This is a genomic window from Kribbella sp. NPDC051620 (genome assembly GCF_044453825.1).
Lineage (GTDB): Bacteria > Actinomycetota > Actinomycetes > Propionibacteriales > Kribbellaceae > Kribbella.
On the sequence record NZ_JBITDB010000001.1, the window covers coordinates 105,525 to 121,404 of the forward strand.

Consider the following 15,880-nt stretch of genomic DNA (forward strand, 5'->3'; position numbering starts at 1 on the left):
CATGCCCTCCGACCTGCAGCGGGTGGCGCGCGGACTGGTCGAGTGTCTGAACGAAGTACCCGCTGTGGTGGCGCACCTGCAGCGCACGGCCGAGCGGTGTCGCGAGAACGCGGCCCTGGCGATCGCTGCGTCGCAGGGGCAGGCGACTGTCGCCGCGCAGCAGCTGGACGCGGCGGCACGCGCATGCGAACAGGCAGCGCATTACCTGTCGATGGCGCCGCCCAAGACGAAGGCCTGGGCCGAGCGCCTCGTCGGCGCGCCCCGCTCCAGCGACCGCCCCGACGCAGGCTCCGCCGACCGCAACCGGGCGACCGGCGGCTCGTCCGACCTCGCGTCGCGTGACCTGTTCGGCCGGGTCACCCGCTTCTCCCTGCCCTTCAAGCCGCTGGAAGATTCCGAGGACTTCGAACCCCCGTTGATCACAGTCGCCCGCAAGGCCTTCGAGAAGCTCCGCAAACAACAGGAGAAGGACGCCGAGGAGTACGAGCAACCGGAGGAACTCGAATTCGAGATCCTCGTCGCCGAAACCGGCGAGCTGGAGGTCTTCGAGGAGTTCGAACCCCCCGAAGACCGCGACTACGAAATCAAGGTCGAACTCGACGCGGCGGCCCGCGAACTCCTGAAGTCCATGGAAGAACACGGCAAACAACCCTGGACCACCGCCACCATCCTCATCGAACCCGACAAGGTGACAGCCACCTTCACCTACCCCGAAGAACGCCCGCCGACACCGGCCCCGGTAATGATCGACGTAGAGCTGCCGGAGCCCGGTACCGCCGCATCCGACAACCAGCCACCCCGCAAAATCGAAGTACCAGAGCTCGCCCCCACCCTCGACGACGCTCCCGCTTTCGACCCCGCCTTCCACCACCGCCCCCTGGGCGACGACTTCGTACCTGGCATCTACGATCCACAACGCAAATTCCGGGCAACCGAGCAGGACACAGCCGAGAGGTTGGCCATCGAGGGCTGGCGAATCGATGGGCGTTTGGAAGACCACACCCAGAAATACCGGAAGAACCCGGATGCGATGGTGCGCAAACATCGTGGCGACCCAGGCATCGTGGTGGAGTTCAAAACCCCCGTGAGCAGGTCGGCGAACGCGCTCAAGCGAAACATCAACGATGCAAGTGAACAGGTAGCGGCCGGTGGTGAGGTGGTGATCGACGGACGGAACGTCAGAGTCACCCAGGAAGATGCTCTGCGTGCCTTCCGGCGGGCCTGCGGTCAACCCGGCAAGACTGTGGCGGACGTAGTACACGTCATCCTCGGTGACGGGCGGTTGGTCACCTATGTGAAGGAGAACTGATGTCGACTGTCGAGAACATCTTTCTCGGGACGGATTTGCCGGTTCGCGAGGTGCTCGAAGAGTGGCTGATGCCGCTGTTCGGGCTGGAGAATGTTCCGGAAGAGCCGCCGGTGGGGGAGGACTTCTACGTCCGGGGCCGGGCCATGGGTGCCGATGGGTGGCTGGGCTGGGTGGTTCGGCCGAACAGCTATGCGGAGGTCGATCCGCTGCCTGAGGACGTACAGGCCTTCGACGCCTACCCGTTGGAGATCTCCATTCGATATGGCAGCCGGTCCGAAGAGATTCAGGAGCAGCAGGCGAGGCTTGTGTTCGAGAAGCTGATCGAAGCGCAGCCAGATGTAGCGATGCTCCTTGTGCATGATCTGGGTCTCCTGGTGGGCGCTCACCTACCGGGAGTCGGCACAAAGTACTTTGACGGCTCCGTCACCGTCGACGCACCGGACCAGGAGCTCTGGCGGGGCTGGGTTCGGGCTTGATGTCGGACAGCGACGAGATCTTTCTGGCGGTCGAGGGTGGGATCGACGTGATCGCGGCGCGGGTGGCCGGGGTTCTGGGGGTTCGGGGGGAAGGGCGGCTCGACGAGGAGGAGGGCGACTGGAGGTTCGTGGGGCAGGGGCGGACGGTCGATGCGCCGTACGGGCTGTTCATCGGACCTACGATCTTCCCGCCCGAAGCCGGGGTGTTGCAGGCTATGGATGGTTATCCGGTGATGGTTGACGTGCAGCTTCGGACGCATAAGCCGTTGCAGGCGGAGGAGGCGCGGCTTGCTTTCGAGGCGATCGCCGCTGCGATGCCTGACGTGCCGGCGCTACTTCTTCACAACGTCGAGTGGCTCGTCGCCGCCTACCTCCCCGGCCGCCCCACCAAGTACTTCGAACCAAGGCTGACACCCGACGCAGAGGACGTGGATGTGTGGGGCTCGTGGGTTACCTCATAGCTCCACTCGAAGAGCCTTATTGGGTGGTTGACGCGGAGGAGTTGGCTGCTGGGCTTCGGGATCGGTGGCCGGGGGCGAGGGTGAGGCTCGGAGCGGTCGAGGGGTCGTCGATGGCTTAGAGGCCTTGATTCCTCTGGTGCCGAGTCCTCGAGAGTTGGGGGTGGCTTTGAGCGGTACTGGGCAGGCGGTCACGCTTGAGCCGGCTGACGCGGAAGGGGCAGCGGAGTTCGCCGTTTGGTACTTCGAGCGCTTTCTGGCCGGGCGGACAGGCATCCATCTGATCGGACCGGCGAGGATGCGCACGGCTGAGTTGACGGCTGGGCTGAAGCCCGAAGACCTGCTGGCGCGAATCAAGTAGTAGCACTCACTTGGAAGAGGTCTGATGTCGGACGAGTACAGCGTCTTTCTTGATACAGGGTTGGGTGTGGGGGAAGTGGCTGAGCGGCTGATGGAGGTGCTTGGGCTGGGGTTGAGTTTGGAGGGGGCGGGGGCTGATGGGGAGGTTGGGCTTCGCGGGGCGGCGTTGGGTGGGGTGGGAGAGTTGGGGGTTTCGGTGCATCGGAATTGGCATGTGTTGGTTGATGCTGAGGCGGGGGAGGCTCAGGCGATTGATCCGTATGCGGTTCAGGTTGATGTGTTGTCTGGTGGTGGCGACGAGGCTCGGGAGGTTTTTGAGCGGCTGACTGGGTTGGGGATGCCCTTGTTGCTGGTTCATGACGTGACCTACCTCGTCGCGGCGCATCTGCCCGAGGTGGGGACGCACTGGTTCGAGGTAGGGGTCAGCATGGATGAGCCGGATCTTGGGGAGTGGCGGGAATGGGTGTCTGAGGTGCGGATGGGGTAGGGGAGCGGGGTTAGTTCGGGTGGGGGGCGGTGCGGGTCAGGCGGGTGGTTACGGCGGTTTGCTGTTCGATGTCGCCGGGCTGGTTTCTGCCGGTTTGGTTGGCTTTGGCCAGGGCGGCGCCTTCTTCGTTGGTGACCAGGCGGGAGCCGATGCTCTGGCCGGTCGTCGGGGAGATGATGATGTCCTGGCGCTGGCCGACGCCGGTGTAGCCGATGGCTCGGCCGGGGCGGCCGTCCAGGGTGGTCACGTCGCCGAGGAGCTGGATTCCGGGGATCTTGCGGGTGGCCTGGTAGAGGGCGGCGCGCAGGTCGGCGGGGGCGAGTCCGGAGTTCAGGACCGTGGCGATGCGGCCGAAGGCGAGCTGGTCCTTGGACGTCAGCTTCTCGCGGGCGCGCTCGAGTTGGTTCCTCGGTGTGTGATCGAAGAGCGGGACGTTGCGCAGTACCGCGAGCAGCGCGTCGGGGTCGCGAGGCTGGCGGGCCAGGAACGCGGCGGTCGGGTAGGCCCAGCCCGGCTTGCAGGTGGCTTTGAAGACCTGGCCGGAGGTATCACCCACTAGACCGACACCGTTGCAGTTGACCCGGTACGTGGTCGGCCTCGGGTGGGTGAGCAGATAGGGCGCGTACCTGGGCGCGGCCGCCCTCGCCTCGGGAGTCGCGAACTTCACGCTCACCAAGGGATAGAAGGTCGAAACGTACCTGCGGGTGGGATCGGCCGTCGTCCAGTCGACGTACTTGACCCGTGTCGTCGCCCGGTACTTGTGCCCCGGACCGAACTCGTACAGGTAGTCGGCCAGAGTCGTGACCTCGCGGTACTGACCAGCCGGGATCGGGGCGTCGGGATTCGTCGCGGAAAGAGCGGCCGCGTCGGCGAGGACGGTACTGGCGTCTGCGACCGTACCGGGGAGTGGACTGCTCTGGTTGCCCACCACATCGGCGGCCAGGAAGCCGCCGGCCAGGGTGAGGGCGAGGCCGCCGGCGACGAGTAGGCGAGCCCGGGTGACGCGGCGGTGTGGAGGTGGCGGGGTGAACAGGCGCTGCCGGGCTCGGGCCAGGGCGAGTGGGTCGGGGGCCGGTACGTCGTCGCGCAGGCGCTTGAGCAGGTCGATCTCGGTCATGACGGGTTCTCCTCGAAGTCGGGTCCGAGCGCGGAGCGGAGGGCTCGACGGGCTCGGTGAAGGCGGGAACGGACGGTGCCGATCGGCAGGTCGAGCGCGAGCGCGATCTCGGCGTAGCTGAGGTCTTCCCACGCGTAGAGCAGCAGGACGTCGCGCTCGACCTTCCGCAGACCGGCCAGTACGCCGGTGAGCGCACGTGACGCCGCTGCCGCGTCGACTCGAGCGGCGACGTCCGTACCGAGCGGGTCGCCGTGCTGGTCGGAGCCGGCTGGTTCCGAGCGGGCGTAGGCGCGGTACTGGCGGACCTCGTCGCGACGTCTGCGGTGGATCAGGTTGGTGGCGATGCCGTAGAGCCAGGGCAGCGCGCCCGCCGCTGAGTCGACGTACTGCTGTCTTCGCTCGAAGGCGATCAGGAAGGTCTGGCCGAGCAGGTCGTCCGCCTCGGTCGTCCCCAGCCGGCGGGCGACGTACCGGTGGATGGTGACCGAGTACCGGTCGAACAGCCGGGCGAAGTCCTCCGCTGTCTCGCCCGCCTGAACCAGCTCACCGTCGGACGACACGGAAGGAGCAGGCAGGACAGGGTCAGGCGGGACGGGCTCAGCCAGGAAAGGGCCGGTGGGGGCCGCTAGTCGGAGTCGGTGCATACCTGCTTCTGCCCGCACGGCCGCATCCGGTTCCCGCCCCATCCCGCCACCCTGTCACGCGCCGGGACTGGAGTCGCGGTCGTCGAAGCGGCTCATTGGCGGTTGCGGTCGCGATATCTGCCGGGTTGCAGGTTGTCGGGGGGCTTGGTCTCGATCATTCCGATGCCTCCTTGGGACGCCCAGATGGTGCGGTCCAGGATGACTTCGCCGCCGGCTACTGCTTGGAGTTGGCAGCGGGTGACGTCGTAGATGTCGACGTGGCCGACGATCGTGGCGTCGAGGATGCGGAAGCTGACCCGGGGCGCGGCGGGGGCGGCGGTGGGGTTGGCGATCCGGCCGTTGCCGAGGTAGACGTACGGAGTGTGTACTTCGTGAGTCTTCCAGCCCTTGGTCGACGCGGAGCCGAAGTCGCCGGTCGACGGGAAGACCTTGATCTTCTGGAAGTACAGCGGGATGTCGCCGCTGACAGTCGAGTCGGCCATCGCAGTGATCGGCGTACCGCCCTCGCTGATCATCCGGCCGGCGTGCCACGGGTGGGTGTGGCCGAGTGGCGTGCTGCCGCGCGGCCAGTGGATGACGCCCGGCGAGCCCTGGATGATCGCGTAGCTCCCGTCCGCCAGGCGAGCCAGACCCCACTCGCGTCCCTCCGGATTGAACTTCGGCGGCAGCGAGACGCCGATGTCGGTCAGCGCGCTCGCGTCGTTGCTCGCCAGCCGCCGGATCAGCGCCTGCCCTGCCTCCTCGTCGGCCACCGACCCCCCGATCGGCTGGTGCAACGCCTCCAACCCGCCTAGAGGCACCGGGGGAGGCGTCAGCCGGCCGTCGCCGGTGTCCCCGCTCGGCGTCGTGTCCTGCGCGGTGGGATCCGGCAGCCTGCTCAACCCGGATTGCCCGGTGTCGGCCCCTTCAGGCTGCGTACGAGCTCTCAGCTCCGAGGTATGCCGCGCGACGAAGGCCTGGAACTCCTCGTACCGCCCCAGCAGGAACTCGGCCGTCGGCGCATCCAGCGCCTCACCCGGGTTGTCATACCGAGCCCCCGACTTGTGTGCGCCCTTCGCTTCATTGGCCAGACCACCCGGCCGTGCCTCGGCCCCCGTCGCCGCCCGATCCACCCGATAGACCAGATCAGACCAGTTCTTGAAGAAGTTCAGCGCCGGATCCGTCAACCCGGCCGACTCGACGATCGCGCTGAACCGATTGATGTACTTGAACAGCTCGTAACTGCGCATCGCCTCCAGTACGCCGCCCGCTTCGCGGATCGCATGACCAGCCATGTCGAGCTGGTCCAGCGCCGCCTGGTAATGCTGATGCGGCCCACTCAACGGCTGGTTCAGCGCAAAGCCCTTCACGCCACCCGGCGACAGGTACGCGTCGTCGCTCATCGCATTGGCCAGCATCTGCTGGTACGTGACCTGCTCGGCCAACCGCGCCTTCTCGGCCGGATCGGTCGCTGCCTTGAGCTGGGCCAGCAGCTTGTCGCCCTCGACCAGCGCATGATCGCGAACCGCCTGCCGAGCCTCGTCGCCGAGCCCAGCCAGGATCTCCACGCGTTCCGGCGCGATCCCGGCCGGCAGATCCTTCAGCAACAGCCCGCGCTCGGGCCCACTCGCGTTCCGCAGCCGCCGCGCGGCGTTGAGCGTCTCGACCTCCATCGTCACCCGGGACTCCAGCGCCGCCCGCGCCTGCGGCGGCAGCCCTTCCAGCGCTTGCGTGTACGTCCCGATCCGGGTGGCGTCGACCATCAACCCCATCCGGTACTTCGAACGCCAACCCGGGTACATCCCGTCCAGAAACGCCTCGGCCGCCAGCAGATTCATACCGGCGTTCTCGCCCGACACACTCAGATCGACATCGCTGATCGCCTCCGTGCTCGCACCACCCAACGGCTTCGCGTCGAAGTGCTCACCCAAGTGCTGGACCAACTGCCGCCGATGCTCCTGCACCCGTCGCATCAACTGCTGGCGGACCCCAGGTTCGAGGCCGGCCCCGATCCCCGTACCAGCGTCCAGATCGCGGATACCGGTCTCCCAGCGTTCCATCCCAGCCACGAATCCCTTGGCGGCCTCAGGATTGCCGTCGAGTACCGCCTGATGCAGGGCCTGACGAGCCGGAGCTGAGGCGGGCAACCTCATCGCGCTGATCGCGGACGCGACGGTATGGATGACGACGGCAACGAGTGCGCCCTGCCCCGCGCCCGCCCCGGCGGCCTTGATCGACGTCTCGACACCGTTCTGGATGCCCTGCCGCCACGTCTCGTCCTTCGCGACCGTCTCGACCATCCCGGACGCGCCACCGGACAGACCGCCTTCGAGCGACGTTCGCAGTACGCCGACCGCGGTCGTCCCGTGAGCTGTCTTGGCGAGGGCGCCGACCGTGGGCCCCATCGCGTCGAGCGCGGCCGTGCTGATGCCACGCGCCGCGACGCCGCCCAGGACGTTCATCACCCCGTCGGTCGCACCGGCCGCGAACGCGACCGCGCCGTCCGAGCCGAGCACGTCGAACCGGTCCCCACGAATCACCTTCTCGGTCAGTACCCGGGTCAGGGCCATGGCGGCCGCGGCGCGGGCCAGCTGCGCGGCGACGATCGGACCGGCGGCACCTCCGGTCAGTACGGCGGCGATCACGCCGACCGCGATGTTGACCACCATCGAGGCCGTGTTGGCGAACTCGTCGCGTGCCGCGGTGTAGCTGGTGAGCGCGTTCGAGGTCTTCGCGATCTGCTTGTCCAGCTCGGTACCGGACGGGCCGGCGGCCTTCTGGGCGAGCTCGCGCTTCTCGTCCCGCAACGCGTCGCCGGTGTCGGTGAAGAGGTCGAAGAAACCGCTGCTCTCCCGGTCGACGGCCTTCTTGAGCCAGTCGGCCTGCTCCAGGGCGCTCTGGTCGCGGGGCCGGAGCGCTGCCTCGGCACGGTTCTGCTCCGACGAACTGAGCGCGCCGAGGACCTTGTCGCGGAATCCCTGGTCCTTTCCGAGCACGTGCCGGTCGGAGTCGGTGGCGAACTCCTCCAGCAGCAGGAACAGATAGTCCTCGTCGTCGCTGACCATGCCGATGCAGTAATCGAGCCGAGCCCGCAGATCGTTGCCGAGGACAATCGCCAGGTCGCGCTTCTCGCCGACGACGGTGTTGGCGGAGACGTAGAGGTGGAAGGGCGACTTCGGGTCGTTCCAGGCGTCGCGGAAGGTCTTCCAGACGGCGGGTTTGGCCATCTTCACGGTGTCGAAGACGGTCGTCGTGTCGACGCCGCCGAGTCCGCGCAGGCGCAGGACCAGTGGATCGCTCATGAGCGCGGGGTCGGTCAGACCGGACGACGAGAAGCCGGGCTCATCAGGCGCCGGTACGGCCGTAGTACCGGGCTGTCGGGTGGTGGGGTCCGGGGCGAGCAGCAGGGCGCGGAGGCGGGCGTGGTCGGCGTCGCTCAGGTCGCCGGTGAGTCCCTTCAGGTCCAGCGGATCGCCCGCGGCGTCGACCTCCTTCAGCAGCGCCGCCTTCTCCGCCGGACTGGCCTTGCCGACCGACTCCCAGATCAGCGCGTTGTTCGTGCCCAGCCCGTACTTCGCGGCCTTGACCAGCGCGACCAGCCCCTGGTCGGCGGCCAGCTTCTTGAGCTTCTCGTCGTAACCGAGCAGCGCGAGCGCGTGCCGGTAGTCCTCGCCGTCCATCTCAGCGCCAAGATCCTCCAGCAGTACGCCGTGCCCGTTGGGCGTCGCAGTGTACTTGCGAAGCTCGTAGTCGCGGTACTCCTCCTCGATCTTCGCCCGTTTGCCGGCCGTGCCGAGCGCCTCGAACAGCTTCGCTTCGTCGGTACCGAGCTGCTCCATCGCGATCACCAGCTCGTCGATGTCGCGCGGCCTGCCGTACTTGAGGATCGCGTGCGCCCGGATCAGCTCGTGCCCGTCCAGGTCACCGTCGAGCGCGACGTCCAGCGTCTCGCCCGCGAAGGCGCTGTAGCCCGACAGGTCGCCCAGCCGGGCACTGTCGACGACCTTCGTCCACTTCGTCTCCGGCTCGCCCTCAGCGTGCGCGTCGCCGAGGACGCGCCACAGCGTCGGCAGGTCGGTACCGAGGCCTTCGAGTGAGATCAGCAGCTTGGTCATCGTCCGCAGGGTGCCCGCGTCGAAGTAGTCCCGTGCCCGGACAGCCTTCTCCGCCGGAAGGGTGGCCAGGTCACCGTACAGATCGAGCTTGTACTGGCTCTGGTACCCGGCCTTGAGCTTCGCGGCCGACGGGTAGTTGGCCAGCAGCAGGCGCAAGACGTTCTCCACCCGGTCGTCGGACATGCCGCCGACGTGCAGGGTCGAGTAGATCGCCTCAAGGGTGCTGCTGATCTCGGAGTCGCTCGCCATCGCTTGCGCCACGGCCGCGTTGCCCGCCGAGGCCTGCAGTCCGAGCAGGTTGCCGGCGGCAGGACTCAGCGCCGCACCCTGCGGCCCGCCGTTCTGCCTGGCCGGGCCGGCCGAGTCCTCCCGTTGATCGCGCAGGTCACCCATCCCACCGATTCTCCGGATCCACCGGGGGCGGTCCAGAGCATCCGGCCCAGGCGCCGGGAGCCCGCCCGAAACGCGGCCTGATCGGGCAATCGGCAGTCTCGCAAAAGATTCGCCGAATCCGCGTCATGAACCCGTCACGGGCTCGTCACTACGAGTGAACCCATCCCCACAGGGAAGTGGAAGTGATCGAAGTGAACGACAGCTATTCGATGCCGCTGATGGGAACACCAACGGGTCGCCGGCGCACGCCCTCGACCGGACGCCGGGTGCACTGATGCCCGGGGATCCGGCGGGAGAACAACGTCGCCGCGTACGAGTGTGGTTCGGGGACCACGTCGTCGCGGACTACCGGGCGGAGGCCGACGTGGCCGACCGCTATGCCGCCGCCATGTCACGCCGGTTCGCCGGCCTGAAGGTGACGAGTGAACCGATCCCCGACGCGGATCCCGGCGGCCGGGCGCTGCCGGGCGAACGGCTCTGGGAGGTCGCACCGAAATGACTGCCCGTCGCTTCCGGCTGATCCGCCATCACGACGTCTCCGGGGTGAGTGGCACCGGACCTGTCGCCGAGGGCGTTCAGTTCACCGACGAAGCCGTCGCGCTGCGCTGGTACGGCGACTATCCGACCACCACGGTGTGGGACAGCATCGACTCGGTGATCGCGATCCACGGTCACCATGGCGCCACCGAGATCGAGTGGCTGGACCCTGACCCGGGGCCGGATCCGGAGCTGCCGAAACGCGCCGATCTGCCGCCCCAGCCCTGGCCGGACCTGCACCCGGCCCCCGAACCCCCGCCGGACGAGTTCGCGTCCGGCCGGCAGACCACGACCGGATCCGGCGCCGCGGACCCGGTCTGACCCGAACGGGCCGGCGCCGAACTCCCTCCGGCGCCGGTCCCGTTCAGCCCGTCAGGTCATCTCGGCGGTCTCCCGCAGGTCCAGGTTGCGGAAGGTCGTCGGCCCGTCGCACAGCTCCATCATCCGGGTGGCGAACTCGGTGGTGTCGGCGCGTTCGGAGTTGGCCATCGCCTCTTCGTAGGAGGCGAACTCGACGATGTTGAAGTAATGGCCCGGGTTGTCCCGGTCGGCACAGGCCATCATCCGGACCGGCGAGGTGCCGGGTCCGGACGCCTCCCGGTTCTTGCGGAACTCCTCACCGAGCGCACGGACCTCGTCCGGCTTGGAGGTCTGGAACTCGATGATCTGAACGAAACCAGCCATGATTCCCCCTGCTGTCTAGGTACTCCTACTGCCGACAGTGCGCCTGCCCCGTGCGCCCCGCAAGTGGTGACGGACAGTTATGACGCGGCGGGAACGGCAGGCCACTGAGCGTGGCTGTCTGCCCTCGGCAGAGGGGGTGGGATTTGTCCGTGCCGCCTGCTTGGCTTGGGCGCGTGGACATTCTGATTCTGGGCGGTACGGCGTTCCTCGGGCGCGAGCTCGCGACGCAAGGGCTCGTGCGTGGGCATGCGGTGACCTGTCTGGCGCGGGGTGAGAGCGGTTCGGTCGCGGCGGGGGCGACGCTGGTCGCTGCGGACCGAGGGCAGCCCGGCGCGTACGACGCAGTACGGGATAGGGAGTGGGACGCGGTTTTCGAGGTGTCGTGGCAACCGGGGTTCGTGCGGGAGGCCTTGGCAGCCCTGAAAGACGCCAGGCACTGGACCTACGTGTCGACGGGGAATGTCTATGCGGCGTTCGACGTACCGGGGGCGGACGAGTCGGCGCCGTTGCGGGAGGCAACCGATCAGGAGGTCGTCGATCGGGAGCTGTACGGCGAGGCCAAGGTGGCTTGCGAGCTGGCGTCGATCGCGGCGGTCGGGGATCGGTTGCTGATCGTGCGGGCGGGGCTGATCGGTGGGCCGGGGGATACCAGCGATCGGGGCGGGGCCTGGGTTGCTCGGGCGGCGCGGGCGCCGGAAGAGCCGCTGCTCGTACCTGACACGCCTGACCTCGCGACGTCGGTGATCGACGTACGGGACCTGGCTTCTTGGCTGTTGGACTGCGCCGAGCGCGGTACGACCGGGACCTTCGACACGGTCGGGCCGGTGGTGCCGTTCGGTGAGTGGATCTCGTTGGTACGCGAGGTAGGTGGGCACACCGGGCCGGTGGTGCTGGCGTCGCAGGAGTGGCTGGAGGAGCAGAAGGTCGAGCAGTACATGGGGCCGGAGTCGCTCGCGATGTGGATCACCGCGCCCGGGTACGAGGGCTGGTCGAACCGCAGCGGGGCCGCGGCCACTGCAGCCGGCCTGAAGCATCGATCACGCAAGGAGTTTCTGGTCGACACCCTCGCGTGGGAACGCGAGCTCGGCCTCGAGCGCGAGCGCAAGGCCGGCTTGAGCCCCGCACGCGAGCGGGAGTTGATCGAGGCCGTGGGACAGTAGCTGGATGCGATTGCTGCTGATCTCGGACACTCATCTGCCGGTCCGTGCGAAGAAGCTGCCCGCCGCCGTGTGGACAGCGGTCGACGAAGCCGACGTGGTGATCCACGCCGGTGACTGGGTGAGCGTCGAGCTGCTCGACGAGCTGACTGAGCGCTCGAAGCAGCTCATCGGCTGCTGGGGCAACAACGACGGACCGTTGCTCAGGGCAAGGTTGCCGGAGGTCGCCCGGGTGACGCTGGACGGGTTGTCCGTCGCGGTCGTACACGAGACCGGCCAGGCGAAAGGCCGTGAGGAGCGCTGCGAGCGCGCCTATCCGGACGTCGACCTGCTCGTCTTCGGGCACAGCCACATCCCGTGGGACACGACGTCACCACGGGGCCTGCGGTTGCTCAACCCGGGCTCGCCGACGGATCGGCGGAGCCAGCCGTACTGCACCTATCAGACGGCCGTGATCGAGTCAGGCCGTCTGAAAGAAGTTGAACTGCACAACCTCTAGGCGTTCGCGGCTTCCTTGACGCGGGTCTTGATGCGGTCGCGGACCTCTTCCGGGGTGTACGACTTGCGCTTGCGCTCGCCTCGCGCGATGACGACGCCAGTGGCGGCGACGCCGACGAGACCTGCCAGTCCTACGACCTTCCATGCCTTCATGTCACTAACCTAGCGACGTGGAGACACGGATAGCACTGGATGACGCTACGGAACTGACACGAACGGGTGACATTTGGCTGTTCCGCGGTGGGAGCGCGGCCGATCGGGCGATCCAGCTGACCACCAACAGCCCGGTCAACCACGTCGGGATGGCGGTGGTACTGGAGGACCTGCCGCCGCTGATGTGGCATGCCGAGCTCGGCCGGTCGCTGCCCGACGTGTGGACCGGTCAGCACCAGCGCGGGGTACAGCTGCATGATCTGCGCGACGCGGTGCTGACCTGGTCGCGCAAGTACGGCCAGCGGGCTTGGTTGCGGCAGCTGGAGTACCCGGTCACCCGGGAGACGGAGGACGCCGTACTGCGCACTGTGGCGCGCCTGGACGGTACGCCGTTCCCGTCGACGGCCCGGCTGGCGTCGCGGTGGTTGCGCGGGCGGATCCCGCAGCTCCGTCGGGGCGAGCGGGAGCTGAAGCTGGAGAGCGCGTACTGCGCTGAGGTGGTCGCGGTGACGTATGAGGAGATGGGCCTGCTCCCGGCCGCCGCCAGACGGCTGAACTGGTACGACCCGGGTCGTTTCTGGAGTGGCGACGACCTGGACCTGATCGGCGGCGCGAAGCTGGGCGAGGAGATCGCGGTGGACATCCCGCCGGCGTAGTACCGGCTGTCGTGCCGGTGGCGTGTGGCGGGCTCAGTCGGTGTGGCGGGCGCGCATCCAGAGGATCACGTCGAGGGTGCGCAGCGGGGTGATCCTCGGGCCGAGCTCGGCCGATTTGTGCGCACGCGTGAGGTGGTCGCGGACCTCCTCGGTCAATGCCTCGTGCAACGAGATCCACCAGTTGGCGCCCTTGCCGAGGTCGACCAGCTGGCTGACCTGATGGTCGTAGATCGGGATCAGCCGCGGCCGCTTGCGGGCCAGCAGCTTGCTCGCGGTGACGCCGGACGTACCGTGCTCGCCGCCGTTCCACGCCATCGCCCGGAACTTCGTGAACAGCCGGTACGCCGCCGAGCGCGGGCTCAGGTCCGAGCGGGAAACGTCCCAGAGGTCGACGTCGGCCGGGATCTCGGTCAGCAGCTTGGTGATCTCGGCGGAGTCCTCCCCGAGCAGCTTGGCCGAGACGGTGATCGGCAGGCGGATGCTGAGCGCCGACAACGCGACGATGTCATCCGAGGTGAGCCGGTCGCGGTCGCGCTCCTGGTCGGCCGGCGAGCCGATCTGCTCGAACCAGCGGCCCGGGTAGCCGGTGCTGGGCGGGCCGTCCTCGAAGTACGCGCGCAGGTCTTGTACTGCCTGCGGATCGGCGACGATGTCCAGCAGCCTGGTGGAGAGGCTGGTGTCGATGGTGAGTTGCATGGTCCCCCCGCGAACTTGTCGGCCGCGGCGCCTGCCGGCTTCCCCCCGCGCTTCCACCTGGGCTATCGAGTGGAATCGTTGCCGCGTTACATCGGATCTGCGCGGTTCCGGCTGCGCTGTTCCGAAAAGTGTCGGTGGCCTGTGATTGGCTTGTCACAGTTGGCAGCGACGCTGAAGGAGGCGCCGGATGTATGCCGTCATCGACACCGAGACCACCGGGCTGTCGCCGGGGTACCGGCACCGGGTGATCGAGGTCGCCGTCGTGCTGCTCGACGCGCAGGGCCGGTTCGAGCGGGAATGGGTGACGCTGCTGAATCCGCGGCGCGACCTCGGGCCGCAACATATTCACGGGATCCTGACCGCGGACGTGCTGGCGGCGCCGGACTTCGCCCAGATCGCGGGCCGGCTGGGGTCGCTGCTGGCCGGGCGGATGGTGGTCGGGCACAACGTGGAGTTCGATCTCGGGTTCCTGCGGGCCGAGTTCGACCGGATCGGGTTCCGGGTGCCGCTGATCACCGAGCGGTCGATGTGCACGATGGCGCTGGCCGGCTATCTGCATCCGGGAGCCAAGCGGACGCTGGGTGCCTGCTGCTCCGCGGCCGGGATCTCGATCGAGGGCTGGCACTCCGCGCTGGCGGACACCCGGGCGACGGCGCAGCTGTTCAGCCACTATCTGCGGTCGTTTCCGTCGCCTCCGCCCTGGCAGTGGGCATACGAGGAGATCAGGCATTTGCCCTGGCCGGCGTTGCCGGGTGCGGATGGGGTGGCGACGGCGCGACCGGTGCATGCGGGCGGTCGGCATGGCTGGATGAGCAGGTTGGTGGATCAGTTGCCGCGAGTGCCTGAGCCGCCGCAAGCCGATTCGTACCTGGCGGTGCTCGACATGATCCTGGCCGATCGGGAGATCAACGAGGCCGAGGCGGATCAGCTGGTGCACGTCGCGACGGATCTCGGGCTGACGCGATCGGAGGTGGACGAGTTGCATCGGGTCTACGTCGCGGATCTGGCGGATGCGTTGTGGAGCGGAGGAGTGGTCAGCCTGGAGGAGCGGACCGACCTCGATCGCGTTGCGGTGATGCTCGGGCAACGGGCGGCGGATGTCGACGATGCTCTGCTGCGGGTGAGCGGCGGGGAGTACGCCGTACCGGCTCGGCCTGGAGCGCAGGCGTTCCCGGCTGGTAGCCGGCTGGTGTTCACCGGGGACATGGTGGAGCCGCGGGAGGTCTGGTGGAACCGCGCTGTCGCGGCGGGCTTCGTGCCGCAGGAGGCGATCTACCCGGACACGACTTTCCTGGTCGCCGCCGACGTAGACAGCCTCTCAGTCAAGGCCCGAGCAGCCCGCGACCTCGGCATACCGATCATCGCCCTAGAAGACTTCATCCGAATGCTCCCCACCCCAACCCAACACAAAGCAGGCTGACAGCCCCACCCAACGGTCAGCCACCAGAACCAACCAAGCCCGAGAACTGCGGCTGGGGGTTGGGTGGGTGGTGGGGGTGGACAGCGGGGGTGACGGGCGGGCTGTGGGGGTGGCGTGAGGGGGAGGGGTGCGGCTGGGGTTGGGTGGGTGGTGGGGGTGGTGGTCAGCGTTGGTTGGGGTGGGGGCTGGGTAGGGTGCTGGGGTGGAGATTGGGGAGTTGGGGGAGCGGATTTATCGGGCGTCGCATTTGACTGGGGAGTTTGTGCTGCGGTCGGGGATTGCGGCGAGTGAGTACTTTGACAAGTACCGGTTTGAGGCGGATCCGGTGTTGTTGGATGCGGTTGCTGGGGCGATGGTGCCGCTGGTGCCGGCCGGGACTGAGGTGCTTGCGGGGCTTGAGATGGGTGGGATTCCGGTTGTTACTGCGCTTGGGCGGCATACGGGGTTGCCGTGTGCTTTTGTGCGTAAGGAGGCCAAGACTTACGGAACCTGCCGCCTGGCGGAGGGGGCCGAGGTAGCCGGGCGGCAGGTGCTGATTGTCGAGGACGTCGTCACCAAGGGCGGTCAGATCGTCCTGTCCACGCAGGAGTTGCGCGCGCTCGGTGCCCAGATCTCGCAGGCGCTCTGTGTGATCGACCGCCAGTTGGGTGGGACCGAAACGCTCGCCGCAGACGGCATCGAGCTGATTTCGCTGCTGACCGCGGCCGATTTCCTGTCCTGACCGCTGACCCGGCAGTTCGT

The 15,880-nt window shown here is 67.8% G+C and carries 18 protein-coding genes; 12 read left to right on the forward strand and 6 right to left on the reverse strand.

Features of this window, described 5'->3' with window-relative positions; translation table 11 throughout:
• Position 1 precedes the first annotated feature (1 nt).
• The 5 genes from ACIA12_RS00445 (at position 2) to ACIA12_RS00465 (ending at position 3,090) form a co-directional block, all read left to right on the forward strand.
• On the forward strand, positions 2–1,309 hold the full coding sequence (locus tag ACIA12_RS00445; protein WP_396364604.1) for a hypothetical protein: 1,308 nt from the start codon (positions 2–4) through the stop codon (positions 1,307–1,309).
• A complete protein-coding gene (locus tag ACIA12_RS00450; protein ID WP_396364605.1) occupies positions 1,309–1,785 on the forward strand; it encodes a hypothetical protein in 477 nt (158 codons plus the stop codon). The genes ACIA12_RS00445 and ACIA12_RS00450 overlap by 1 nt, the downstream gene beginning before the upstream one ends.
• Positions 1,785–2,246 (forward strand): hypothetical protein, encoded by a 462-nt coding sequence (locus ACIA12_RS00455; RefSeq protein ID WP_396364606.1) that lies wholly within the window; start codon positions 1,785–1,787, stop codon positions 2,244–2,246. The genes ACIA12_RS00450 and ACIA12_RS00455 overlap by 1 nt, the downstream gene beginning before the upstream one ends.
• Positions 2,247–2,382: 136 nt before the next feature.
• The gene (locus tag ACIA12_RS00460) at positions 2,383–2,604 is read left to right on the forward strand and encodes a hypothetical protein (protein ID WP_396364607.1); all 222 of its coding nucleotides are present in this window, start codon (positions 2,383–2,385) and stop codon (positions 2,602–2,604) included.
• 24 nt (positions 2,605–2,628) lie between these two features.
• Entirely contained in the window at positions 2,629–3,090 is a 462-nt protein-coding gene (locus tag ACIA12_RS00465) for a hypothetical protein (protein WP_396364608.1), read from the forward strand.
• A gap of 10 nt (positions 3,091–3,100) precedes the next feature.
• Here the strand turns inward: ACIA12_RS00465 and ACIA12_RS00470 are convergent, their stop codons facing one another.
• The 3 genes from ACIA12_RS00470 to ACIA12_RS00480 all read right to left on the reverse strand — a co-directional run bounded on the left by ACIA12_RS00470 (position 3,101) and on the right by ACIA12_RS00480 (position 9,338).
• The gene (locus ACIA12_RS00470) at positions 3,101–4,207 is read right to left on the reverse strand and encodes a CU044_5270 family protein (protein WP_396364609.1); all 1,107 of its coding nucleotides are present in this window, start codon (positions 4,205–4,207) and stop codon (positions 3,101–3,103) included.
• The gene (locus ACIA12_RS00475) at positions 4,204–4,767 is read right to left on the reverse strand and encodes an RNA polymerase sigma factor (protein WP_396364610.1); all 564 of its coding nucleotides are present in this window, start codon (positions 4,765–4,767) and stop codon (positions 4,204–4,206) included. The genes ACIA12_RS00470 and ACIA12_RS00475 overlap by 4 nt, the downstream gene beginning before the upstream one ends.
• A 176-nt stretch (positions 4,768–4,943) precedes the next feature.
• Positions 4,944–9,338, reverse strand: a complete 4,395-nt coding sequence (locus ACIA12_RS00480) for a hypothetical protein (protein WP_396364611.1) — start codon at positions 9,336–9,338, stop codon at positions 4,944–4,946.
• A gap of 274 nt (positions 9,339–9,612) precedes the next feature.
• On the opposite strand from ACIA12_RS00480, the gene ACIA12_RS00485 reads away from it, so the two are divergent.
• Positions 9,613–9,837, forward strand: a complete 225-nt coding sequence (locus ACIA12_RS00485) for a hypothetical protein (protein ID WP_363824967.1) — start codon at positions 9,613–9,615, stop codon at positions 9,835–9,837.
• Positions 9,834–10,196, forward strand: a complete 363-nt coding sequence (locus ACIA12_RS00490; RefSeq protein ID WP_396364612.1) for a hypothetical protein — start codon at positions 9,834–9,836, stop codon at positions 10,194–10,196. Before ACIA12_RS00485 ends, ACIA12_RS00490 begins: the two co-directional genes overlap by 4 nt.
• Positions 10,197–10,247: 51 nt before the next feature.
• Here ACIA12_RS00490 and ACIA12_RS00495 read toward each other — a convergent pair whose 3' ends face one another.
• Positions 10,248–10,559 (reverse strand): hypothetical protein, encoded by a 312-nt coding sequence (locus tag ACIA12_RS00495; RefSeq protein WP_396364613.1) that lies wholly within the window; start codon positions 10,557–10,559, stop codon positions 10,248–10,250.
• Between the two features lie 173 nt (positions 10,560–10,732).
• On the opposite strand from ACIA12_RS00495, the gene ACIA12_RS00500 reads away from it, so the two are divergent.
• Positions 10,733–11,719 carry an oxidoreductase gene (locus tag ACIA12_RS00500; protein ID WP_396364614.1) on the forward strand — a complete coding sequence of 329 codons (987 nt, stop codon included), beginning with the start codon at positions 10,733–10,735 and terminating at the stop codon, positions 11,717–11,719.
• A 4-nt stretch (positions 11,720–11,723) separates the two neighbouring features.
• Positions 11,724–12,215 carry a metallophosphoesterase family protein gene (locus ACIA12_RS00505; protein WP_396364615.1) on the forward strand — a complete coding sequence of 164 codons (492 nt, stop codon included), beginning with the start codon at positions 11,724–11,726 and terminating at the stop codon, positions 12,213–12,215.
• Here ACIA12_RS00505 and ACIA12_RS00510 read toward each other — a convergent pair.
• Positions 12,212–12,367, reverse strand: a complete 156-nt coding sequence (locus ACIA12_RS00510; protein WP_396364616.1) for a hypothetical protein — start codon at positions 12,365–12,367, stop codon at positions 12,212–12,214. The genes ACIA12_RS00505 and ACIA12_RS00510 overlap by 4 nt on opposite strands.
• 17 nt (positions 12,368–12,384) lie before the next feature.
• Here ACIA12_RS00510 and ACIA12_RS00515 point away from each other — a divergent pair, with 17 nt between their 5' ends.
• The gene (locus tag ACIA12_RS00515) at positions 12,385–13,023 is read left to right on the forward strand and encodes a hypothetical protein (RefSeq protein ID WP_396364617.1); all 639 of its coding nucleotides are present in this window, start codon (positions 12,385–12,387) and stop codon (positions 13,021–13,023) included.
• A gap of 33 nt (positions 13,024–13,056) precedes the next feature.
• Here the strand turns inward: ACIA12_RS00515 and ACIA12_RS00520 are convergent, their stop codons facing one another.
• On the reverse strand, positions 13,057–13,719 hold the full coding sequence (locus ACIA12_RS00520; protein ID WP_396364618.1) for a DUF6308 family protein: 663 nt from the start codon (positions 13,717–13,719) through the stop codon (positions 13,057–13,059).
• A gap of 187 nt (positions 13,720–13,906) precedes the next feature.
• Here ACIA12_RS00520 and ACIA12_RS00525 point away from each other — a divergent pair, with 187 nt between their 5' ends.
• Positions 13,907–15,139 carry an exonuclease domain-containing protein gene (locus tag ACIA12_RS00525; RefSeq protein ID WP_396364619.1) on the forward strand — a complete coding sequence of 411 codons (1,233 nt, stop codon included), beginning with the start codon at positions 13,907–13,909 and terminating at the stop codon, positions 15,137–15,139.
• A 202-nt stretch (positions 15,140–15,341) separates the two neighbouring features.
• Positions 15,342–15,860, forward strand: coding sequence for an orotate phosphoribosyltransferase (gene pyrE, locus ACIA12_RS00530; RefSeq protein ID WP_396364620.1), 519 nt, complete (start codon positions 15,342–15,344; stop codon positions 15,858–15,860).
• The last annotated feature ends 20 nt before the right edge of the window (positions 15,861–15,880 follow it).